Origin of the sequence: Gordonia prachuapensis, from assembly GCF_036350515.1 — a bacterium.
In the GTDB taxonomy this organism is placed as follows: Bacteria; Actinomycetota; Actinomycetes; order Mycobacteriales; family Mycobacteriaceae; genus Gordonia; species Gordonia prachuapensis.
This window is the reverse complement of record NZ_JAZDUE010000009.1, coordinates 171,730-193,288: the sequence shown is the minus strand read 5'-3', so window position 1 is coordinate 193,288 and position 21,559 is coordinate 171,730. Positions and strand designations below refer to the sequence as shown.

Annotated in this window: 20 protein-coding genes; 12 read left to right on the top strand and 8 right to left on the bottom strand. The window is 68.4% G+C overall.

Annotation, left to right across the window (positions count from 1 at the left end; genetic code table 11):
* Positions 1 to 14 precede the first annotated feature (14 nt).
* The 3 genes from V1Y59_RS12785 to V1Y59_RS12775 all read left to right on the top strand — a co-directional run bounded on the left by V1Y59_RS12785 (position 15) and on the right by V1Y59_RS12775 (position 4,942).
* On the top strand, positions 15 to 1,916 hold the full coding sequence (locus tag V1Y59_RS12785) for an Hsp70 family protein (RefSeq protein WP_330505329.1): 1,902 nt from the start codon (positions 15 to 17) through the stop codon (positions 1,914 to 1,916).
* A 121-nt stretch (positions 1,917 to 2,037) separates the two neighbouring features.
* Positions 2,038 to 2,622, top strand: coding sequence for a hypothetical protein (locus tag V1Y59_RS12780; RefSeq protein ID WP_330505328.1), 585 nt, complete (start codon positions 2,038 to 2,040; stop codon positions 2,620 to 2,622).
* Between the two features lie 31 nt (positions 2,623 to 2,653).
* Positions 2,654 to 4,942, top strand: a complete 2,289-nt coding sequence (locus tag V1Y59_RS12775) for an ATP-binding cassette domain-containing protein (RefSeq protein ID WP_330505378.1) — start codon at positions 2,654 to 2,656, stop codon at positions 4,940 to 4,942.
* An 89-nt stretch (positions 4,943 to 5,031) separates the two neighbouring features.
* On the opposite strand, the gene V1Y59_RS12770 is transcribed toward V1Y59_RS12775, so the two are convergent.
* Positions 5,032 to 5,628, bottom strand: a complete 597-nt coding sequence (locus V1Y59_RS12770; RefSeq protein WP_330505327.1) for a hypothetical protein — start codon at positions 5,626 to 5,628, stop codon at positions 5,032 to 5,034.
* 234 nt (positions 5,629 to 5,862) lie between these two features.
* Between V1Y59_RS12770 and V1Y59_RS12765 the strand changes: the two genes are divergently transcribed.
* Positions 5,863 to 6,240, top strand: coding sequence for a hypothetical protein (locus V1Y59_RS12765; protein ID WP_330505326.1), 378 nt, complete (start codon positions 5,863 to 5,865; stop codon positions 6,238 to 6,240).
* A gap of 56 nt (positions 6,241 to 6,296) precedes the next feature.
* Complete coding sequence (locus V1Y59_RS12760; RefSeq protein WP_330434456.1) at positions 6,297 to 6,827, top strand: RNA polymerase sigma factor; 531 nt, start codon at positions 6,297 to 6,299, stop codon at positions 6,825 to 6,827.
* A 20-nt stretch (positions 6,828 to 6,847) separates the two neighbouring features.
* Here the strand turns inward: V1Y59_RS12760 and V1Y59_RS12755 are convergent, their stop codons facing one another.
* Together V1Y59_RS12755 and V1Y59_RS12750 are read right to left on the bottom strand one after the other, a co-directional pair.
* Complete coding sequence (locus V1Y59_RS12755) at positions 6,848 to 7,243, bottom strand: type II toxin-antitoxin system VapC family toxin (RefSeq protein ID WP_330505325.1); 396 nt, start codon at positions 7,241 to 7,243, stop codon at positions 6,848 to 6,850.
* Positions 7,240 to 7,491, bottom strand: a complete 252-nt coding sequence (locus tag V1Y59_RS12750; protein ID WP_330505324.1) for a type II toxin-antitoxin system Phd/YefM family antitoxin — start codon at positions 7,489 to 7,491, stop codon at positions 7,240 to 7,242. The genes V1Y59_RS12755 and V1Y59_RS12750 overlap by 4 nt, the downstream gene beginning before the upstream one ends.
* 182 nt (positions 7,492 to 7,673) lie before the next feature.
* On the opposite strand from V1Y59_RS12750, the gene V1Y59_RS12745 reads away from it, so the two are divergent.
* Positions 7,674 to 9,194, top strand: coding sequence for a SpoIID/LytB domain-containing protein (locus tag V1Y59_RS12745; RefSeq protein ID WP_431309162.1), 1,521 nt, complete (start codon positions 7,674 to 7,676; stop codon positions 9,192 to 9,194).
* Between the two features lie 7 nt (positions 9,195 to 9,201).
* Here the strand turns inward: V1Y59_RS12745 and V1Y59_RS12740 are convergent, their stop codons facing one another.
* The 5 genes from V1Y59_RS12740 to V1Y59_RS12720 all read right to left on the bottom strand — a co-directional run bounded on the left by V1Y59_RS12740 (position 9,202) and on the right by V1Y59_RS12720 (position 13,183).
* Positions 9,202 to 9,876: a GAF and ANTAR domain-containing protein gene (locus V1Y59_RS12740; protein WP_330434245.1), complete on the bottom strand. Its 675-nt coding sequence runs from the start codon at positions 9,874 to 9,876 to the stop codon at positions 9,202 to 9,204.
* A 76-nt stretch (positions 9,877 to 9,952) separates the two neighbouring features.
* A complete protein-coding gene (locus tag V1Y59_RS12735) occupies positions 9,953 to 10,609 on the bottom strand; it encodes an SAM-dependent methyltransferase (protein WP_330505322.1) in 657 nt (218 codons plus the stop codon).
* Positions 10,606 to 11,412, bottom strand: a complete 807-nt coding sequence (locus V1Y59_RS12730; protein ID WP_330505321.1) for a PIG-L deacetylase family protein — start codon at positions 11,410 to 11,412, stop codon at positions 10,606 to 10,608. The genes V1Y59_RS12735 and V1Y59_RS12730 overlap by 4 nt, the downstream gene beginning before the upstream one ends.
* A complete protein-coding gene (locus V1Y59_RS12725; RefSeq protein ID WP_330505319.1) occupies positions 11,403 to 12,392 on the bottom strand; it encodes an acyl-CoA dehydrogenase family protein in 990 nt (329 codons plus the stop codon). Before V1Y59_RS12725 ends, V1Y59_RS12730 begins: the two co-directional genes overlap by 10 nt.
* Positions 12,389 to 13,183, bottom strand: a complete 795-nt coding sequence (locus tag V1Y59_RS12720; RefSeq protein ID WP_330505318.1) for a glycosyltransferase family 2 protein — start codon at positions 13,181 to 13,183, stop codon at positions 12,389 to 12,391. The genes V1Y59_RS12725 and V1Y59_RS12720 overlap by 4 nt, the downstream gene beginning before the upstream one ends.
* A gap of 184 nt (positions 13,184 to 13,367) precedes the next feature.
* Here V1Y59_RS12720 and glf point away from each other — a divergent pair, with 184 nt between their 5' ends.
* The 6 genes from glf (at position 13,368) to V1Y59_RS12690 (ending at position 21,526) form a co-directional block, all read left to right on the top strand.
* The gene (glf, locus tag V1Y59_RS12715; protein ID WP_330505317.1) at positions 13,368 to 14,603 is read left to right on the top strand and encodes a UDP-galactopyranose mutase; all 1,236 of its coding nucleotides are present in this window, start codon (positions 13,368 to 13,370) and stop codon (positions 14,601 to 14,603) included.
* A gap of 22 nt (positions 14,604 to 14,625) precedes the next feature.
* Positions 14,626 to 16,566 (top strand): glycosyltransferase, encoded by a 1,941-nt coding sequence (locus V1Y59_RS12710; protein ID WP_330505316.1) that lies wholly within the window; start codon positions 14,626 to 14,628, stop codon positions 16,564 to 16,566.
* The gene (locus V1Y59_RS12705) at positions 16,547 to 17,143 is read left to right on the top strand and encodes a phosphatase PAP2 family protein (RefSeq protein WP_330505315.1); all 597 of its coding nucleotides are present in this window, start codon (positions 16,547 to 16,549) and stop codon (positions 17,141 to 17,143) included. The genes V1Y59_RS12710 and V1Y59_RS12705 overlap by 20 nt, the downstream gene beginning before the upstream one ends.
* Positions 17,144 to 17,153: 10 nt before the next feature.
* Positions 17,154 to 18,065, top strand: coding sequence for a decaprenyl-phosphate phosphoribosyltransferase (locus tag V1Y59_RS12700; protein ID WP_330505314.1), 912 nt, complete (start codon positions 17,154 to 17,156; stop codon positions 18,063 to 18,065).
* Positions 18,052 to 20,163 carry an arabinofuranosyltransferase AftB family protein gene (locus V1Y59_RS12695; RefSeq protein ID WP_431309161.1) on the top strand — a complete coding sequence of 704 codons (2,112 nt, stop codon included), beginning with the start codon at positions 18,052 to 18,054 and terminating at the stop codon, positions 20,161 to 20,163. The genes V1Y59_RS12700 and V1Y59_RS12695 overlap by 14 nt, the downstream gene beginning before the upstream one ends.
* Positions 20,164 to 20,542: 379 nt before the next feature.
* Positions 20,543 to 21,526, top strand: a complete 984-nt coding sequence (locus tag V1Y59_RS12690; protein WP_330505313.1) for an alpha/beta hydrolase — start codon at positions 20,543 to 20,545, stop codon at positions 21,524 to 21,526.
* Positions 21,527 to 21,559: the final 33 nt, after the last annotated feature.

Genomic DNA, 21,559 nt, shown 5'->3' with positions numbered 1-21,559 from the left:
AGGACCCGACACCCATGACATTCGCCGCCTGGACACTGGCCATCGATTTCGGCACGTCCAACTCTGCCGCAGCGCATTCCGGCGCCACCAGCGGCGGGATCGAGACCTTGTCGTTGTCGCACACCAGCAACCTCATGCCGTCGGCGGTGTATGTCGCCGGGCCCGGTCGGATCACCGTGGGTGACGCGGCCATCAATGCCGCACAACAGAATCCGGCGGGGTTCGTCGCCTCCCCCAAGCGGCTGATCGGGGCCGATCCGACCTGCACTGTCAATGGGCAGACGATGCCGACCTATGCGTTGGTGTCGGCCGTGATCGGGGCGATCGTGGCCCGCGGCAAGGCAGCCCACGCGGGTGCGCCCCCGGCCCAGGTGGTGCTCACCCATCCGGAGGCGTGGGCCCATCAGCAGATCCGCGTCCTCATCGACGCCGCGGCCGCCGCCGGAATCCACCCGTCACGGATCACCACCATCTCCGAACCGCGCGCCGCGGCCGCCCACTACTCACGGTCACACGCGATGCAGCCGGGCGCGCGGATCGCCGTCTTCGACTTCGGTGGTGGAACACTGGACATCGCGGTGCTCACGGTGACGGCCCACAACTCGTTCGAGGTGATCGCGGCCCGCGGCGACAACGGCCTCGGCGGCAAGAACCTCGACGCGGTGATCGGCCGCTGGGTGTCCGACCGGGTCGCCGACCGCGACCCGGATCTCGCGAACTGGCTGAGCCGAGAGGCTCCCGTCGACGTCGTCCAGAGTCTGCAGGATTCGATCCGGCACGCGAAAGAACTACTGTCCGAGGCGCCGTCGGCCACCATCACGGTGCCCACCCCGACCGGCCGGACCACCCTGCAGATCACCCGCGACGAATTCGACGAACTCATCGGCCCCGCGGTCGGGCAGGCCATCCAACTGACCCGCGCCGCCCTGTACGACGCGGGCATCACCCACCCCACGCAACTGACCGCGCTCTACCTCACCGGCGGCTCCTCACGAATCCCGCTGATCCAGCAACGCCTCCACGAACTCGGCCCGGTCGCCACTCTCGACGACCCGAAAACCGTTGTCGCACAAGGCGCACTGGTGACCGCAATTGCCGAGGCGACGCCGCGGACGAACGAACGGCCGACTGCGGTTCCGGGCGCCGCCGACCTCATGCCGCCGCCCCCGGCATCGGGCCCACCCTCGGGTCCCCGCCCGGCCGGGCCTGCGCCGTCTCGCCCCCAACAGACTTCTCCCTCGTCCGGGCAGCAGAAGGGCGGACGACGGTGGGGCCGGATCGCCGCAGTCGCCGTCGGGGTCGTCGCGGTGATCGGCATCGGTGCCGGGGCCGTCGCGCTGATGACTTCCGGCGATGAGGACCCGAATCCCGACATCGCCGCGGAGTCGAGCGCCGCGGGCGGGACCGGTGCCGGGGCGACCGGGGCCGGGGCGACCGGGGCCGAGGCGACCGCGGCAGGGGAGACCGGCAAGGACGGAGGCCGCATCCTCACCGACGACGCCGATCTGATGGCGGCTCTTCCGGGCCCGCTGCAGGCATCCGTGGACAACTGCCGCAAGACGGGGTTCAACCAGAACGACGCGGTCGAGATGATGTGCGACATCGCCGACGACGGTTCGCTGGCCGAACTCGGGAGTCCCGATGCGCTCAGCTACTTCATCATGTTCCACGTCGACGACAACGAAGCCGACAGCATGATCGTCGACATCCGCAACGGCATCTACTCCAACGGCGACGGCGAGCTGGTGGAGGATGCCAACCGGGTGTCGGCCGCCGACATCGCGCCGCGACCGGCCACCTCGGACTACAAGATCGACTACGCCAACACGTCGTCGGGCCTGAACCTGAAGGTCTTCGGTGTCGCCTCGGTGGAAGACGGTCGGACCTTCCTGACCCGCTCGGGACTCATGTCCTGACTGCAGGATGTCCTGACCTGGCGATCCATCCCGGCGGGAACATCTGCGGCTGCTGCCTGCGTCTGATCCCCGACAACAGCAGACGCCCTCGCCGAGCGGGGGACGACGAAAGGCAGCAGCGATGTCCGACAGCACCAGCACCCCCGGCACCAGCACCCCCACCACCGAGAGCGCGGCACCCGAGAACGCCGCACAGGGCACCACGCACAGCGCCGTCGACATCGACCGCGACGGTAACGCCGACGTGGTGCACGGCACCACCGCCGAGGGCACCCCGATCAACACCTACCTCGACGACAACGGCAACGTCGTGCTGGTCGAAGCCGACACCGACGACAACGGCACCTTCGACACCCTCGTCTACGGCGGCCCGGACGGCACCACCATCGTCGAATCCGACTCCGACGACGACGGTTCCGCCGACGTGGTGGCGCAGCTGTCGGAGACCGGCGACGTCATGCAGATCAATCACATCGAGGACGGACAGGTCGTGTCGTCGGCGATCGACGTCGACGGCGACGGCAACCTCGACGTGCAGTTCGTCGACACCGACCGCGACGGCGGGTACGAGACCACCGTGATGGACGCCGACAACGACGGATCTCCGGACACCGTGGTGACCGACACCGACGGCGACGGACAGGCCGACAGTGTCAGCTACACCGGGGGCGACGACACGACCCTCGACGCCCCCGACGCATTCTGAACCGCCGCGGATCACCCACGTGATGACCACGATGATCCGCGGGACCGTCACCGTGGGGGACGCCGTCCACGGGCTGGGTGACGAACCGCAGCTCACGGTCGGGGCGGCGCCGGAGAACGACGTGGTCGTCGACCACCCGCTGGTCGCCGACCGACACCTGCGCATCGAGTGGCGCACGAACAGTTGGTGGGTCACCGCCGACGATCCGGCGACGCCGGCCTACGCGGCCGGCGTCGCGGTCACCGAGATCCTCGTGACCGCGTCCACGCAGATCCGGCTCGGCGACCCCGATGACGGCCCGACCCTGTGCATCACCTTCACCGACGACGAGCCGGGGCCACCGCGGCTGCCCGGCGCCCCCCATCTGATGCCGATGCGCCACGACGACCACGGCACCGCGATCACCCTGCACGGCATCCTCACGATCGGCCGCACCCCCGACAACGACGTCGTCGTCGACGACATGCTCGCCTCCCGCCGGCACGCCCGGATCGTCGCGCAGGCCGACGGACAGCTGATGATCGAAGACCTCGCGAGCAGCAACGGAACCTACGTCGACGGTCACCGCACCGCGCGGGCCTGGCTGGCCGATGATTCGGTGATCACCATCGGCAACAGCGATTTCGTCGTCCGCGGAGACGTCCTGGTGCGCGGACAGACGCCGAGCGCAGCCTCCGACGGACTGCACGTGCACGGCATCGGCCTGACCGTCGACGGCGGCACCACACTGCTGCGCGACATCGAATTCACCGCGCGCCCAGGAACACTGACCGCCGTGATCGGGCCGTCGGGGGCCGGCAAGTCGACGGTGTCCCGGGTCGTCGCCGGCCTGTCCACCCCGTCGGCGGGTCTCGTCACGTTCGAGGGACGCGACGTCCACGGCGAGTACGACGCCCTGCACACCCGGATCGGGATGGTCCCCCAGAACGATGTCCTGCATCGTCGGCTGACCTTGCGGGAGGCGCTCGGCTACGCAGCCGAACTGCGGCTGCCGCCGGATCTGTCGGACGGCGATCGCGACCGGGTGATCGCCGGAGTCCTCGCCGAACTGCACCTCACCGAGCATCTCGACACCCGCGTCGACAACCTGTCCGGCGGACAGCGCAAACGTGCGTCGATGGCGATGGAACTGCTCACGGGGCCGTCGTTGCTGATCCTCGACGAACCGACCTCGGGCCTCGACCCCGCGCTCGACCGGCAGGTGATGGGTGCGCTGCGACGTCTCGCCGACGCCGGACGCGTGGTGCTGGTGGTGACGCACTCCCTGACTCATCTCGCGATGTGCGACCAGGTGCTGCTCTTGGCGCCCGGCGGCCGTACCGCGTTCGTCGGTCGGCCCGACGAGGTGCCCGCCGCGATGGGCAGCGCGGACTGGGCGGAGATCTTCGCGTTCGTCGCCGCGCATCCCGGCCTCGCTCACCAGCGCCACCTCGATCGCACGCACCGCGCCCCGTCGGTGCCGATCCGCCGGCGTACCGGGGCGGTGGTGTGCGCACCGCAGGCAACCGCAATCGAACAGTGCAGCACCTTGATCCGCCGTCAGCTACGATTGATCCTCGCCGATCCCGGGTACCTGGCATTCCTCGGTCTGCTGCCGGTGGTGCTGGGCCTGCTGACGCTGATCATCCCCGGCTCGAGTGGTTTCGGCGTCAACGAGGCGACCGACACCGCCGGTGAGGCGCTGCAGATCCTGGTGATCCTCGTGGTGGGAGCGACGTTCATGGGAACCGCGCTGACCATCCGGGACCTCGTCGGCGAGCGCGACATCTTCGAGCGCGAACGTGCGGTCGGTCTGCGGCCGGGAGCCTATCTGGCCGCCAAGATCACCGTCTTCTCCGGTGTCGCCGTCGCACAGACCGCCGTCATGATGATCATCACGTTCGCGGGCAAGGGAATTCCCTCGGCCGGGGTGCCAGGTGCGGCGCCGCTGGGATTGTTCTGTGCGGTGGCCGCGCTCGCCTGTGTGAGCACCATTGTGGGACTTGCCGTCTCGGCGAAGGTCTCCTCGGTCGAACAGACGATGCCGCCGCTGGTGGTGTTGGTGCTCGCGCAACTGGTGTTCTGCGGCGGACTGTTCCGACTGACCACCCCGGTCCTCGCCCAGTTGTCGTGGCTGTTCCCGTCGTACTGGGGCTATGCGGGCGCGGCGAGTGCGGTCGACCTCAACAGGATCTCGCCGCTGGCACCCCAGACCGACGGCGCCGCACTCTGGGAGCCCACCGGCTCCAACGTGGTGCTCGCCTACAGCGCACTGCTGCTGATCTCGACGATCCTCGTCGTCTACACCGCCTCACGCCTGCAGCTCGACCGCCGCCGCTGAAGGATTTAATCAGGCGCACAACAAAGTTCGTCCCCCGGGGTCGATACCCGGGGGACGAACGGGGTGTGGAGCCGAGGGAGGAGGCGGCGTCAGAGGACGCTGTCGTCGGAGCCGTAGCCGCCCTGGCCGCCGCCGTAGGAACCGTCCGGACCGGAGTAGGCATCGGCCTGACCGTCACCATCGTTGTCGGCGGCAAAGGTGTCGAGCTCGCCGTCGCTGTCGGAGTCGACGGCGACGTAGTCGACGCGACCGTCCCCGTCCCGGTCGTAGGAGATCCGGTCGTAGACGCCGTCGCGGTCGGTGTCCTCGAGAACGGTGTCCGGCCGGCCGTCGCCGCTCTGGTCGAGGGTGGTCGCCACGATCTGTCCGTCCTCGACGGTGTCCACGCGGGTCAGATCGCCGCTCTGGTCCACGTGGGCGATGGTGTCGGCGCGGCCGTCGCCGTCCTCGTCGTGCGCCACGATCGTGGTGCCGTCGGCGGCGGTCGCGGCCGCGGTGTCATACCGGCCGTCGCCGTCGGTGTCGGCCTGGACGAGCGAGACGTTGCCGGCGGCGTCGTAGTGCACCGCGATGTCGTTGCCCTCGGCGTCGGTGGTGTAGCGGACGGTGTCCTGCTGCGAGGTCGGGTCCTGCTGCCCGGTCGGGTTGGACGCAGTCGAGTCCTGGCCGGTGGGGTTCTGGTTCATGGAGCGCATCTCTGATGGCCTTTCTGGTCTGTGTGGTCGAGCCTGTCGTTCGTCTGATGTACCCGGGTGGTGGAAATGTTCCCGGAGGTTTCGGACCGCGGATCTCGGCGACGGCGTCCCACGGAGATGACCGGCGGTTGTGCGGAGGAACAAAGCGGTCGGGCCGTAGCATCACATAAGGGACCGGCCACCGCGAGGTGGCGACACCGGATTCATCCGATCGGAGGGCAGCACATGCACGAGGAGGAGCCGTCCATCCTGGCTACGCTCGGCATCGACCCCGCCACCGCACCCCCGCCGCCCGACGACGTCTGGAACGGCGCGATGCAGGCCGCATTCGATCCGTCGGCGACGGCCGACCCCGACACCGTTCCCGACATGGACGACACGCCACCGGCGGACGGTGACGACGACGAGATCATCGTCGAGCCGGCGGTGGACAACGAGCCGGGGGATACCCACCCGTCGCCCGCGCTCGACGACGACACCGGTGACACCGAGTACCGCGACGCCGACCTGGACAGCGGCGACACCGAGGGCAGTTCGGATGACGTCGGCGGACACATCCCCGATGCCGGCGACCAACCCGACGACGACCACTACGATCTCTGACGTGGGGTGGGGGATCTGATGGGTTGGTGGACGTGACCGACGAGGCGGCGCTGCTGATGCAGGCGCGCGAAGGCGATCAGCATGCCTTCGCCGAGATCGTGGGCGCGCACCGGAATCATGTGTGGGCGGTGTGCCTCAACATCTGCGGCAACCCGCACGACGCCGAGGACGCCCTGCAGAACACGCTCGTCGCGGCCTGGCAGAACCTGCACAAGTTCCGCGGCGAGGCCCGCTTCTCCACCTGGCTGCATCGCATCGCCGCCAACAACGCGCTGTCGGTGGTCCGGCGCCGCAAGACCAACACGCAGATCACCGATTTCACCGATCCCGAGCAGCCGATCCAGCTCTCCGACGACGACGAGGGGCCCCGGTTCGACGAACGCCTCGCCCTGCGAGATGCGTTGCGCGACGCGCTGTCCCAACTGCCCGAGGACTTCCGCGAGGCCATCGTGCTGCGCGAATTCGGCGACATGACCTACGCGGACATCGCGGTGCATCAGGGTGTCGGCGTGCAGACCGTGAAGTCGCGGCTGAACCGGGCGCGCACCCAACTCGCCGAGATCATGCGCGATCGGATGCCGGCGTAACGCCGCGATTTTGCGATCGATCAGCGGGTGTCGAGCACGGATGTCATTGCGCCCGCGATGATCTGACGATCGCTGGTGGCGATCATCAGGCCGCGCCTGCTGGCCTGGGCGACGATCATGCGGTCGAACGGGTCTCTGTGCTCCCACGGCAGCCGCCCCGCCATGGCGGCATCGGCAGAATCGATGGGCAGGTCGACCGCACTCAGTCCGGCCACGGTTGCGTCCCAGGCGGACAACAGCGGGTCCGCGTCGATACGACCCAGGCGTGTCTTGATCGCCAGTTCCCACGCGGACACCGCCGATACGAAGAGCTCGTTCGTCTGGTCGGCGAGGATGCCGCGAGCCCGGTCCGACACGCGGTCCGGTGCCGACACCAGCCACAACAGCGCGTTCGTGTCGAGCAGGATCGCGGTCACCTGCCGCCCTCCGGACGTGGCAGCCCCTCCCATCCCGACAGTTCGGTGTCGGGCAGGGGCTCGTCGAAGTCATCCGGTACCACGACGTCGGGCAGCTGTCCGAACGTCCGAGGGCGCGACGTCACCGGCGACAGCACGGCCACCGGCCGCCCGTGACTGGTGATGGTGACGGCGACTCCGGTCCGCTCGACCTCGGCGAGTACAGCATTGAGCCGCGACTTCGCCTCGGTGCTGGTGATGGTCTTCACGGGAACGAGGCTACGCCGATACGGACTAGTCGGACTGGTTCGAAAAGTCCATCATGCTGCCCGGTCCACTCGATGCGCGGTTGTTATCTCCCTGACTGGACGCCATCGACAATCGTTAACTACTGTCACAACAGTCACACGAGTAACACTCGCTGCGCCCACGGAAGGTACCGAGCACGTTGGTGAACGTACGCCCTCGGCACGCCAGGACCCGATCGCTGTCGCTCGCCGCGATCGGGCTGCTGCCTGCGCTGCTGGTCGGCGGTCTGCTGACGGCTCCGCGGGTGCTGCACGACGACGTGGTGTTGTCAGCGGGCTCCGAAGTCGTCCTGATCGGGCACGGTCACGGACACGGTCGTGGGATGGGGCAGTGGGGCGCGTACGGCTACGCCCAGAAGGGTTGGTCGGCGACACAGATTTTGCGCCACTATTACGGCGGCACCACCGCGGGGAAGGTGGACAGGCCCGAGATCTCGGTCATCCTGACCGGAAAGAACTCGGTGAATGTGCACGCGGACGCCGGGATGCGAGTCGGTGGCCAAATGGTGGCTCCCGGACAGGCGGTCAGCCTGTCCGGGGGTACCGCCACCATCCGCAACGGATGTGGCGGCGGTGTCGTGCGATCGGTCCCGGCCCAGTTCGTCGAACCGATCAACATGGGCCCGAGCCGGCCGCCCGCCGAGTTCCTGAAGTACTGCGGGTCCAATCAGGCCTATCGCGGCGCCCTCGGTTTCGACGGCGGACGTGCGGCCAACCGCATCCACATCGACGACTACGTCAAAGGCGTGATCCCGAAGGAAAGCGTTCCCGGGTGGGCCGATTCCGGTGGCCTCGAGGCACTCAAGGCCCAGGCGGTGGCGGCCCGCACCTATGCGCTGGCGGCGATCGCGGGTGGCAAGCGGATCGACGACACCCAGAACTCCCAGGTCTACGGCGGAGTCGCCGGTGAGGACCCCCGGACCAACCGTGCCGCCGACGAGACGGCCGGCCAGATCCTGTTGCAGGGCGGCAAACCCGCGTTCACCGAGTTCTCCGCCTCCACCGGCGGCTACTCCGCGGGCGGCCGCTTCCCCGCGGTCCGCGACGACGGCGACACCGTTTCGCCGAACCACAACTGGACCGCGACCATCAGCGCCGGCAGTGTCGGATCGGCCTTCGGCGTCGGAGCGCTGCGGGCCCTCGAGGTCGTCGAGGCCAACGGACTCGGCGCCGAGAACGGCCGCGCGATCAAGGTGCGCGCGGTCGGGTCCGGCGGCACCGTCGAGGTCAGCGGCGAAGAGGCGCGCACCCGTCTGCAGCTGAAGTCGTCGTTCTTCTCGGTGCGGGGTCAGGCGTTCAAGCCGCGGATCGTCACACCGCCGACCGGACCGGACAGTCCCGGCGGCGCACTGGATCTCGGGAGCCTGATGGCGCTGCCCGAGCGGCTGCTGCCCGGGTCGTCGCAGTTGTTGTCGATCGGCACCGACGCCATCAACGGCAGATTCGACGAACTCGGCGGCATCACCGGCCCGCTCGGCCAGGCGATCGGGGTGCCGAACCTGACCCCCGACGGCAACGGTGTCATCGCGCTCTTCCAGCGCGGCATGATGTTCTTCAGTCCCGCCACCGGGGCGCACGCGCTCGTCGGCGGAGGCCTTGCCGACTACCTGGCGGCCGGTGGTCAGCCGGTGAAGGGCTTCCCGGATCGGGATCGGTTGCGCTGAGGCGAAGTTACGCCGGCCCGGCCTCGATGATCTGCCGCGCGACCGTCGCCAGCTTGGTGTTGCTCTCCTGGGACAGACGCGCCAACAGTCGGAACGCCTCGTCCGCATCGACCCGATAGCGCTCCATGATCATGCCCTTGGCCTGCCCGATGATGTCGCGCGAACTCAACGCGGTGAGCAACTGGTCCTTCTCCCGGACGGCGGAGAACGCGCTCGCGCAGTGCGCGGCGAACAACTGGCCCACCGCCAGCGCATCCGGATCGAACGCGTGGGTGGTGGTGCTCAGCAGGTTCAGTGCGCCGAAGTCGTGGCCGTCGATGTAGAGGCAGAAACAGGCCATCGACGCGATGCCGAGTTCGGTCGCCGCGGCGGCGTACCGGGGCCAGCGGCTCTCGTGTCGCATGTCGTCGATGATGATCGTGGTGTCGTCGACGGCCGACCGTACGCACGGCCCCTCGCTGAACTCGCGCTGCAGGGCATCCGACTTGCCCGCGAGGTCGCCGACGACGACCGGGGTCTCGATCTGGCCGCCCGTCACCAGGGTGACGCTGGCGTACTCGCTGCCCGGTACGGACGCGACCGCGGCTTTGGAGATGCGGCGCAGGATGGCGTCGGAGTCGTCACCCTCGATGCGGAGTTCGCGGACGATCTCCGCCATTCTCGTCGTCTGTTCCTGATTCATCTCTGCTCCTCCGCCCCGAACTCCGCCCACCGCCGACCCCACCGCCAACCTTGCGGCGGGTGCACCACTGACCAGATCAGCCTACGAGATTCTCACGCTGAGCGACCGACGGTCGGGGACCGACGGTGAAGACGTCGAGCCGCAGGTCGGCGTCGGAATAGCCGGCCACGTGATGCAGCGGCGACGCGATCAGCCGATCGTGGACGTCGTCGCCGGACTGGAGATAGTCGGGCACCTTGCGTCGCCAGTGCACGGCGACCACCTCGCCGTCGGGTGTCAGGGCATCGGACAGGCGCTCGACGACGCCGTCGACCTCATGCGGGTCGAGGTAGTACAGCAGCTCACTGAGGACGATCAGGTCGAAGCGCCCGTCGGGCCAGTCGGCCACCAGATCGCCGGTCCGCACGCTGACCCGGTCGCCGTAGACCGCGAGACGGTCGGCGGCCAGCGCCGTCGCCCGCGGACTGAGATCCAGGCACACCAGCTGGTCGCTGCGCAGGGCGAGCTCGGCACTGAGCACCCCGATAGAGCAGCCGGGTTCGAACACGCGGTGATATCGCTCGGCAGACAGCGCGGCGAGAGTGAGCGCGTACTTGCGACGCTCGTAGAACCGCTGCGTGAAGCCCCACGGATCATCGCTGTGGGCGTACATGGTGTGGAAGTAGCCGTCGGGCATGGAGCGCGACGGGGACGGGGCCGGCTGTGGGGTCGGGGTACCAGACGGCTGGGTCATGCGAAGACGAACTCCCTGGTGCGGGTGAGGTGGGCGAGGACATGCGGCGGGAGGATCGCCGCGTCGGCCGGGTCGTCGGACAGGGGCCGGACCTGTGTGTCGAAGGCGCCGATCGCGGCGTGCTTGATCGCCAGGATCGTCGGGTCGATCATGTGGGCGCGCAAGCGATCCCACGGGATGGTCGAGTCGCCGGGAACCGCCCAGTGCCACATCCAGATCGGGTACATCCACAGCGGCAGCCCGCGACGCCGGGCGACCTCCTCGACGCTACGGCCGACCGCGTCGTGGTCGGGGTGACCGTCGTGCGACCACACCGACAGCAGGCCGGTGCGCGCATCGGGTTCCTCGTCGATCACGGCATCGACGAGCCCGGCCATCGTGTGGTGCTGCTCGGCGAGTGCACCGTCGGTCAGGCCACACCACCGCGGTCGCGCCACGCCAAGCAGGTCGGTGGCGGTGTCGAGTTCGACGTGCCGGCGTTCGGCGAGTTGCTCGGGCGTCATCGTGGGAGAGCCGGGATGCGACGCCCGGCCGTCCGACATGCACACGATGACGACCTCGACGCCGGCCTGCGCGGCGGCGGCCATGATCCCGCCGGCACCGAGCACCTCGTCGTCGGGGTGGGCGCCCAACACGATCAGCCGCTCGACGTCGAGGGTCAGCTCCGGCCACGGACTCGACACGTTGAGCCAGGCCTGCCAGGCGTCCTCGCCGGTGCCCGTCGCCGACACCGGTGTGCCGATCAGCCCCGGGGTCGTCGGCTCCCCAGGGGTCGGTTTCTCAGCGGGATCGATCACCGACATGACTGCTCTCCCGCCCCGTCGGACCCGTCTCGTCGGGCGGCGCATTCCTGTGCGGCGAGCCGCCCGAGCGTCACGAGATCCCGGTCGGCATGCGACTGCCGGATGTAGACGCCCAGATCGGCCACCGCCTGTGCGTGCTCCCGGTCGTGCACCAGCGGTGACGGGCCGAGCGCGCGGTTCACCCGATCGATGACGCCGGTGGCGACCTGCTCGATCGACCACCGCACCTGATGGGCGAGACGCCGCGCCATCACCTCGTCTGTCGGGGCGGCGTCGATTTCGGCGGCGGCGTGGTCGAGCAGCGCCTGCCCCTGGGCCAGCAGGGCGTCGACGGCACCGACGTGCATGAGCGTGATGTCGTCGGACCGGTCGGCGGCGGCCGTGTACAAGGTGTCCGCCACCTTCTGGGCCCCGCCGAACCAGCAGGCGGCCACCCCGATCCCGCCGTGCCAGAAGCCGGGCCGGTTCAGGTAGTCGCCGGGAGCGCCGACCGGGCGGGCCGGGGCGTGGTCGAACCGTGCCGTCCCGGTCTCGGTCGACCGCATCCCGGTGGCGGCCCAGCCGCCCCGCTCCGGCCACACACCCGGTTGGGTCAGGTCCACGGCGAACAGCCGGCGAAGCTCGCCATCGCGGGCGGTGACCAGCGCATGTGTGCAGGCCGCGACGCCGGAACACCACGGTTTGGCCCCGGTGAGCTCCCACCGGCCGCCCTGACGCTCCGCTGTCACCGTCGGCTCGGGTGGCTCGGCGGCCCAGACTCCCCAGAAGTCCCCGGGGGCCACGCGCTCGCCGAGGATCTCGGCGAGGATGGCGTCGGCGTCGAGGTGGGCCTCGACGAGTCGGCCGACCGCGATGCCGTCGCGGCACCGCTCGGCGAGGATGCGCAGCCGGCGTGCGGTCTCGCCGTGGCCCGGCAGCGGCGCGTCGAGGACCTTCTCGGCCACGATGCGCTGGGCCAGCGCGGGAGCGTTGCACATCATCGGGACACCTCCGAGTTCTCCGGGATCTTCCGCGGGTCCGCGGGCGTGCCTGCCAGGATTTCCAGTCGCCGCAGGTAGTGCGCGAATCCGGCGTCGGTGCGGCCGTCGCGGCGGGTGGAGGTCGCCACCGGGGAGCGCGGGCTGCGGCACACCCGCGCACCGGACGACAGCAGGCGACGGACGATGTCGACGTCCTCGTCGCCGGTACGTGCGGAGAAACCGCCCACCCGTCGGTACACGTCGGCACGCATGCCCAGGTTGGCGCCGTGGACGTGATGGTGTCCCTCGTCGGCGACATACCGGTCGGCGAACATGTCGGCGACGGTCGTCGGCCAGTTGTCCCAGCCGTTCGGGACGACGGTTCCCACGAATGCGTCTGCGCCTTCCGCGGCGGCCGCGAGATGGGTCACCAACCAGTCCGGTGGCACCTCGGAGTCGGCGTCGGTGGTCGCGAACCAGGTCGTTTCCTCCCAGCCGGCGTCCCGCTCACGCCGTGCCGAATGGGCGAACCCTTCCCGACGCGCCACACCGACCGACCGTGCGCTGCAGGTCAGGGTTGTGACGTGCGGTGACACGACCCGCCAGGACGCATCGGTGCAGGCGTCGAGCACCACGATCGTCTCGACGTCGACGGCCGGCGTACGGGCCGTGACGACCCGGTTTGCGACATCAAGGGCGGCCAGACAGGAAGGAAGGAGGCGTTCCTCATTGTGGACGGGGACGACCACCACAGCACGGGTGATCGGTGAGCGGTCGCGACGAACGCGAGAATCGGACAGCGAATTGGACACCGGGCGGCCCCTGACGACGGTCGATGGACGTGCGCCCGGGTGTCTGCAGGCCGATAGGTCAAAAGATTACCCAGCCGACGGCGTTCCCACACGGGCGGGCGGGAGAGCACACTCCTGCGGTCATGGCCCCGCGCGGCCGTGTGCACGGCGATTCCTCAGGTTCGGTCCGTTACCCTGAACTCCCGTGGCAGGAAATGGTCAGGACCCGAGCAACCGGGCGGACGGCACCGCCGTCGACCTCATCGTCGTCGGCTCCGGCTTCTACGGATTGACGGTCGCCGAGCGCGCCGCGACCCAGCTCGACAAGAAGGTGCTGGTCCTCGACCGGCGCCCGCACATCGGCGGCAACGCGTACTCCGAACCCGAACCCACCACGGGTATCGAGATCCACAAGTACGGCGCCCACCTGTTCCACACCTCCAACAAGCGGGTGTGGGATTACGTCAACCAGTTCACCGTCTTCACCGGGTACCAGCATCGCGTCTTCGCGATGTACCAGGGCCAGGCCTACCAGTTCCCGATGGGCCTCGGCCTCGTGTCGCAGTTCTTCGGCCGCTACTTCAGCCCCGACGAGGCGCGCGCGCTGATCGCCGAGCAGGCCGCCGAGATCGACACCGCCGACGCCAAGAACCTCGAGGAGAAGGCGATCAGCCTGATCGGCCGTCCCCTCTACGAGGCGTTCGTCAAGCACTACACCGCCAAGCAGTGGCAGACCGACCCGAAGGAACTGCCCGCCGGCAACATCACCCGGTTGCCCGTGCGCTACACGTTCGACAACCGCTACTTCAACGACACCTACGAGGGTCTGCCCGTCGACGGGTACACCGCGTGGCTGGAGAAGATGGCCGACGACGACCGCATCGAGGTGCGGCTCGACACCGACTGGTTCGCCGTCCGCGACGAGCTACGGGCGCAGTCGCCGGACGCACCGGTCGTCTACACCGGCCCGCTGGACCGCTACTTCGACTACTCGGCGGGCCGACTCGGCTGGCGCACACTCGATTTCGAGACCGAGGTGCTCGACACCGGTGACTTCCAGGGCACCCCGGTGATGAACTACAACGACGCCGACGTGCCCTACACGCGCATCCACGAGTTCCGGCACTTCCACCCGGAGCGCAATTCCTACCCGTCGGACCAGACCGTCATCATGCGCGAGTACAGCCGATTCGCCGAGGCCGACGACGAGCCGTACTACCCGATCAACACGCCGGAGGATCGCGAGATGGTGTCGGCGTACCGCGAACTCGCCAAAGCCGAGACCGCGCAACAGAAGGTGTTGTTCGGCGGGCGGCTCGGCACCTACCAGTACCTCGACATGCACATGGCGATCGCGAGTGCGCTCACCATGTTCGACAACACCCTGGCACCGCATCTCGCCGACGGCGCGCCGCTCGACGCGGCGGCGGGTGACCGATGACCGAACTCATGAGGCGGAACAGATGACCGTGACACCCGTGAACCAGTCCGACATCCCCGCCGCGGGGTCCGGCCCGTCGAAGGCCGCCGCGTTGCTGCAGCGGGTCATCTTCCCCCGAGCGGGCGAGCCGATCGACGTCCGGTCCCTGTATGTGGTGGAGTCGCAGAACAATCCACGCCGCGCGCACGCCCCGAGCCGGACATCGGTGTTGCTCGGTGCCGAGTCCGAGGTGAGCTTCGAGACCTACTTCAACGCGTTCGCCGCCGCCTACTGGCGCCGCTGGAGTGTCCTCGAGTCGGTGGTGCTGCGCGTGGAGGTCCTCGGCACCTGTCGGGTCGACCTCTACCGCTCGAAGATCGACGGGTCGCGCATCGCGATCGGCGGCGACCTCATCGACACCGACGAGAACGGGCGCGGCGTCGCGGAATTCGAGCTCGACCTCGGACCCTTCGAGGACGGCGGCTGGATCTGGTTCGACATCACCACCGACACCGACACCGAGATCGTCGCGGCAGGTTGGTATTCGCCGATCGAGGCAGCTTCCGGCGACGACACCAAACGAGTCACGGTCGGCATCCCCACCTTCAATCGGCCGACCGATGCGGTCAACGCACTCGCCGCCCTCACGTCGGATCCGTTGGTGGACGAGGTGATCGACGCGGTGATGATGCCCGACCAGGGCACCCGCAAGGTGGTCGACGAGCCCGGCTACGACGAGGCGGCCGCGGCACTCGGCGATCGGCTGAACATCTTCGACCAGCCGAACCTGGGCGGCTCCGGCGGTTACGCGCGCATCATGTACGAAGCGTTGCGGCGCACCGACTCTCCGTACATCCTGTACATGGACGACGACATCATGATCGAGCCCGACTCGATCCTGCGGGCACTGGCCATGTCGCGCTTCGCCAAGTCCCCCATGCTCGTCGGCGGCCAGATGCTCAACCTGCAGGATCGCAGCCACCTGCACTGCATGGGTGAGGTCATCAACCGCGAGAAGTTCATGTGGACCGCGGCACCGTTCGTCTCCTACGACCACAACTTCGCGAAATACCCACTGCGCGACCGGGAGAACTCCAAGAACCTGCATCGGCGCATCGACGTCGAGGGCAACGGCTGGTGGATGTGCATGATCCCGCGGCAGTGTGCCGAGGAGATCGGCCTGCCGATGCCGCTGTTCATCAAGTGGGACGACTGGGAGTTCGCGTTGCGCGCGGCCAAGGCCGGCTACCCGACCGCCACCGTCCCGGGTATCGCCATCTGGCACATGGCCTGGAGCGACAAGGACGACGCCATCGACTGGCAGGCGTACTTCCACCTGCGCAACCGGCTCGTCGTCGCGTCGCTCACCAAGGACGGCCCCATCGACGGCATCCTGAAGTCGATGGTCAAGGCGACCGCGAAACACCTTTTGTGCCTGGAGTATTCGACGGTCGCGATCCAGAACGAGGCGATCCGCGACTTCCTCGCCGGACCCGACCACATCCGCAGCCTGCTGCCGACCGCGTTGCCGAAGGTCGCCGCGATGCGCAAGCAGTACCCGGACGCGGTGGTGTTGCCGTCCGCGACCGAACTGCCCCGCACCAGCGGTCAGGCCACCCACCTGGGCACCAACATCCCCGAGGGTCGGGTCGCCAAGCTCAAGTCGCTGACCGCGGCGCTGGTCCGCAACGCCAAACCCGCCGACCCACGCCACCACGAGGTGCCGCAGGCGAACTTCCCGCCGATCGAGGCGCGCTGGTTCAGCCTGGGCCGGGTCGACGGGGTCACGGTGACCACCGCCGACGGCCGCGGCGTGGTGTACCGCAAGCGGGACCGCGACAAGATGATCGCCCTCGCCAAGGAGTCGGCGGGTCTGGTCCGGGAACTGAAGGACCGTTTCCCGGACATGCGCGACACCTATCGGGCCGCACATCAGGATCTGACGAGTCAGGAGAGCTGGGCGCGTGTCTTCGGAATCGACTGAGTCGGTGCAGACGCCGGTCGTCATACCGCCGGCCACCGGTGAGGTCGCGGCGTTGCTCGCGGTGCAACGGGTCGTCGCGAACCGACCGGGTGTCGTGTCGGCCGCCCGCGGCATGTCGCACTTCGGTGAACACTCCCTCGGCTGGCTGGCCATCGCTGGCGCGGGTGTGCTCGCGACGCGTCGTCGTGGGGACAGCACCGCGGTTCGTCACTGGGCGGAGGCGGGCGTCGGGGCATTCGGTGCGCACGCCGCCTCGGTGATCATCAAGCGGGTCGTGCGACGCAAGCGCCCCCACGACGAACGCATCGCGGTCGGGGTGTCGACGCCCAGCAAGCTGAGCTTCCCGTCGTCGCACGCCACGTCGACGACGGCCGCGGCGATCCTCATCGGGCGCGCCGCCGGACTGCCGCCCGCGGCGCTGCCCGCCGTCCTGGTACCGCCGATGCTGCTGTCCCGGCTGGTCCTCGGCGTGCACTACCCCACCGATGTCCTCGCCGGGGCGGCCATCGGTGCCGCGAGCGCGGCGGCCGTGGTGGCGGGTGACAGACTGTTCGCGACGAACGTCGCTACGAGATGAGCCCGAGGACATGAGCGAAGAGCCGATCGAGCACGACACGGTGTTGGCACCGCCGAAGAATCTGGCGACCGGACTGATCAAAGCGGTGCGCCCACGGCAGTGGGTGAAGAACGTACTCGTTCTCGCCGCGCCGCTGGCCGCAGGCAGCGTCGGCGACGGGGACGTACTGGGCCCGGTCGCGATCGCATTCGTCGCGTTCTGTCTGGTGGCGTCGAGCATCTACCTGATCAACGATGCCCGCGACGTCGAGTCCGACCGCAACCATCCGACCAAGCGATTCCGTCCGATCGCAGCCGGTGTGGTGCCCGTGCCGCTCGCCTACGGCCTCGCGACCGCATTGGCCATCGCGTCGCTGGGGATCTCACTGATCGCGAACTGGGAAACCGCGGTCGTCATCGCGATCTACCTCGGCATCCAGCTCGGCTACTGCTTCGGCTGGAAGAACCAGCCCGTCATCGACATCTGCATCGTCTCCTCGGGCTTCCTGCTGCGTGCCATCGCCGGCGGTGTCGCCGCCGACATCGAACTGTCGCAGTGGTTCCTGCTGGTGATGGCGTTCGGCTCGCTGTTCATGGCCGCGGGCAAGCGCTACGCGGAGCTGCAACTCGCCGAGCGGACCGGCGCCAAGATCCGCAAGGCGCTGCAGTACTACACCACGACCTACCTGCGATTCGTGTGGACGCTGTCGGCGACCGCAGTGGTCGTCTTCTACGGTCTGTGGGCGTTCGACAACGCCGACACGAATGTCGCCTACTCCGTGTCGATGGTCCCGTTCACCATCGCGATCCTGCGCTACGCCGTCGACATCGACGGCGGTCAGGCCGGCGAACCGGAGGAGATCGCGCTCGGCGACCGCGTCCTGCAGTTGCTGGCGGTCGCCTGGCTGGTGTGCGTGGGTGTCGCGGTCTATGCAGTCTCCTGAGGTGCGAACCCCCGGGTCCGACAGTTCTGAACGGGCCGATTCCGAACGGGCCGACATCGAACCGGCAGACAGCACCGCGGAGCCCGACGACACCGAGCGGCGTGGCCTGCGGGCCTGGGGACCACGACAGTGGGTGCCGGTCATCAGTTTCCTCGTCGGGACGGTCACCGTCACCACGTTCTTCACGATCGGTGTCTGGCAGCGCCGCTGGATCGCCGACGACGGGCTGATCGTCCTGCGCACCCTGCGCAATCTCTTCGCCGGAAACGGCCCCGTGTTCAACATCGGCGAACGCGTGGAGGCCAACACCTCGACGGCGTGGACGTACCTGCTCTGGTTCTGGGCCGAGGTCACCGACGGTCAGCTCGAGTACGTCGCGCTGTGGGTCGCCCTGGTGCTGTCGGTCTCGGCGATCCCGATCGCCATGTACGGCAGCGCCCGCCTCCACCGCACGCGCCTGGGCGGGCTCACCGGCGACGGCTGGACCCTGTTGCTGCCGTTCGGCGTCATCCTCTACATCGCGCTGCCACCGGCGCGCGACTTCGCGACGAGCGGCCTGGAGAACGGCCTCTGCATCTTCTGGATCGCCGTCCTGTGGTGTCAGCTGGTGGCGTGGAGCCGTCGGCCCGGCCGCGCCGCCTCGCGGGGCCAGCAGGCCGCCACCCTCGCGCTGGCGTTCACCGCCGGTCTGGCGCCGCTGATCCGCCCCGAACTGACGATCCTCGGCGGGCTCGTGCTGATGCTGCTCGTGATCGCCCCCAACTCGTGGTGGATGCGGATCGGGATGGTCGTCGTCGCCGCGGTCCTGCCCGTCGGGTATCAGATCTTCCGGATGGGCTACTACGCCCTGCTGGTGCCGAACCCGGCCGTCGCGAAGGACGCCAGCGGCGCCAAATGGCACCAGGGCCTGCTCTATGTGGCCAACCTGTTCGGGCCCTATGTGCTGGTCCTGCCCGCCGTGCTGGTGATCCTGGCCGGCGTCATGCTCGTCGTCGGACGGCGAGTCGCCGAGCGCGGGGACCCCGCATCTGACACCCCTGCAGCCGACACCCCCGAGCGTGAGCAGATCTCGTGGCGCAGCCGTATGGGCCGGTGGTCGACGGCGTTGCAGACCCCCACCGCGGTGGTCGTGACGATCCTGGTGGCCGGACTGATCGGCGGTGTCTACTGGATTCGCCAGGGCGGCGACTTCATGCACGGCCGGGTCCTGCTCGCGTCGCTGTTCACCCTGCTGCTGCCGCTGATGGTCCTGCCGGTGACCATCCCGGCCCACGTCGGCCAGGCGTTCCGGCGGAGGCCCGCGACGGCGACGGACGGTGACGGTGAACCCCGTCGTCGGGTCCGGCTGCAGCTCGCCGGCTCGGCCGTCATGGGTGCGTTCTGGGTGACCACGGTGGCGTGGGCCGCGGTGTGCAGTCAGAACGTGTTGCCCAACGCCGGCATCGACATCGGTCGCAGCGGCATCGTCGACGAACGACGCTTCTACGTCACCAACATGGGCAACACCAACCCGGTGACCGCCGAGGACTACCTCGACTACCCGCGGATGGGCGCGATGGCGGAGTGGATCGAGCGCTACCACGACGAGGGTGGCGTCGTCCTGCCGTCGTTCAACTACGACGAGTGGTACATCGCGAAGCTGCCCGGCGACATCGCACCCGAGGACCGCATGCTGACGGTCTACTTCCTCAATCTGGGGATGACCAGCATGAACGCACCGCTCGACGTCCGGGTCATCGACCAGATGGGCCTGGCCTATCCGCTGGCGGCACACACCGAACGGCTCGAGGACGGTCGCATCGGCCACGACAAGGTATTGCCGTCGGAGTGGGTGGTCGCCGAGGCCGGCGCCTTTCCGCGCAAGCCGGTCCTGCCGGGATATCTCGACGAGGACCTGGTGCGTCAGGCGGAGGTCGCGCTGCGGTGTCCGGAGACCCGGGACCGGTTCGATTCGTACGAGGCGACGTGGACGTGGGAGCGGTTCAAACGAAACCTCAAGGAGTCTTTCGTCTGGACCGACTACCGGATCGAACGGGAGCCCGAGTACGAGATCCTGCGGTGTGGTCTGCAGATGCCGCCACGGATTCACCCGAAATGATGTTCCGGTTCCTGAGGAGCGAGCTTGCGAGCGTCTCGAAGGGCTCGGTTTGCCCGGACACATCTCGAATCGGTAACGTTCGCGCGGACTTGGTCGATAGATCAACGTGACCAGGACACCCACGCCGCTTGTCGCATAACGGCTCGCCGACGGACCGATGTGAGAGCAGTCACAGCGTTTGTCAGCGAATTGGCTATGCAATAGGCTCCCGAAACGGTGCCAACAGCCGAATTTCGGCTGATCGGCGAGTGATTCGCACAGAATCACCCACTGCGCCGAGGTGCTTTCGGGGGAGGACCAGCGGCCGGGTGTCGTAGCAGGATTCGGCGATGGGGGAAGACGTCCCCGGTCGTCGGATGACAGAGGGAGATATCAGTCGATGCGTGAAGCTGCTGCCAGTCCGCGAAGGGCCGGGTGGGCGCGGAACCGATTCGTCGCCGCTTTCATCGCGATGGCGACCGTGATCGGGCTGGCCGGTGTGATCGGTGCCGGTGATGCGGCCGCTCGGGTCAACGGCACCCAGGTCGGCAAACAGGAGTTCTGGGTCAACGGTTGCGGTATGCCGAACGTCAAGGTTCGTGCGTGGAAGCGCCCCGGCAACTACAAGACCGCCATCCTGCTCGACGGTATGCGCGCCCAGTACGACTACAGCGGCTGGGAGATCAACACCAACGTCCAGGAGATGGTGCGCTCCGGCGTCAACGTCGTCGAGCCGATCGGCGGCCCCGCGAGCTTCTACTCCGACTGGGATGCCCCCAGCAACTTCAACAATCAGCCGTACCGCTACACGTGGAACTGCGTCATCACCAAGACTCTGATCCGAGAGCTCGATCGTCGCGGCTTCCGCGGGCCGAGCGGCCGCTATGCCATCGCCGGACTCTCCTCCGGTGGTAACGCCGCCCTCGTCATCGGCGCGCAGAACCGCCACAACTTCGACCGCGTGGCCTCGCTGTCCGGCTACAACTTCCTCAACGCACCGGGCATGCGCACCGCGCTGCGTCTGGCGATGTTCGACGTCGACCCGAAGCCGTGGAACATCGACAGCATGTGGGGCCCGCCGTGGAGCCCGCGTTGGATCTCCAACGATCCGTTCATGAACATCAACCGCATGCACGGCATGAAGGTGTTCATCGGGTCCGGCAACGGTCTGTTCGGCCAGTACAACTCCCTGCCGAACGTCTTCGACGACCTGTTCAAGGGTTCGACCCTCGAGGTCCTGGCCTTCACCCAGGCCAAGGCGTTCGAGGCCGCCGCATTCGTCCAGGGTCTGCCGTTGATGACCTACTACTCGAACGGCACCCACGCCTGGGGTTACTGGCAGGACATGCTGTGGAACGCCAAGAACCGAGGCTTCTTCCGCTGACCGTCTGACGGCTGCGGTCCACGGCACAAGCGG

Coding starts and splice junctions, on each gene's coding strand:
- V1Y59_RS12785 (WP_330505329.1), top strand. CDS start 15: ATGACATTCGCCGCCTGGACACTGGCCATCGATTTCGGCACGTCCAAC.
- V1Y59_RS12780 (WP_330505328.1), top strand. CDS start 2,038: ATGTCCGACAGCACCAGCACCCCCGGCACCAGCACCCCCACCACCGAG.
- V1Y59_RS12775 (WP_330505378.1), top strand. CDS start 2,654: ATGATCCGCGGGACCGTCACCGTGGGGGACGCCGTCCACGGGCTGGGT.
- V1Y59_RS12770 (WP_330505327.1), bottom strand. CDS start 5,628: ATGAACCAGAACCCCACCGGCCAGGACTCGACTGCGTCCAACCCGACC.
- V1Y59_RS12765 (WP_330505326.1), top strand. CDS start 5,863: ATGCACGAGGAGGAGCCGTCCATCCTGGCTACGCTCGGCATCGACCCC.
- V1Y59_RS12760 (WP_330434456.1), top strand. CDS start 6,297: ATGCAGGCGCGCGAAGGCGATCAGCATGCCTTCGCCGAGATCGTGGGC.
- V1Y59_RS12740 (WP_330434245.1), bottom strand. CDS start 9,876: ATGAATCAGGAACAGACGACGAGAATGGCGGAGATCGTCCGCGAACTC.
- V1Y59_RS12735 (WP_330505322.1), bottom strand. CDS start 10,609: ATGACCCAGCCGTCTGGTACCCCGACCCCACAGCCGGCCCCGTCCCCG.
- V1Y59_RS12730 (WP_330505321.1), bottom strand. CDS start 11,412: ATGTCGGTGATCGATCCCGCTGAGAAACCGACCCCTGGGGAGCCGACG.
- V1Y59_RS12725 (WP_330505319.1), bottom strand. CDS start 12,392: ATGATGTGCAACGCTCCCGCGCTGGCCCAGCGCATCGTGGCCGAGAAG.
- V1Y59_RS12710 (WP_330505316.1), top strand. CDS start 14,626: ATGACCGTGACACCCGTGAACCAGTCCGACATCCCCGCCGCGGGGTCC.
- V1Y59_RS12700 (WP_330505314.1), top strand. CDS start 17,154: ATGAGCGAAGAGCCGATCGAGCACGACACGGTGTTGGCACCGCCGAAG.
- V1Y59_RS12695 (WP_431309161.1), top strand. CDS start 18,052: ATGCAGTCTCCTGAGGTGCGAACCCCCGGGTCCGACAGTTCTGAACGG.
- V1Y59_RS12690 (WP_330505313.1), top strand. CDS start 20,543: ATGCGTGAAGCTGCTGCCAGTCCGCGAAGGGCCGGGTGGGCGCGGAAC.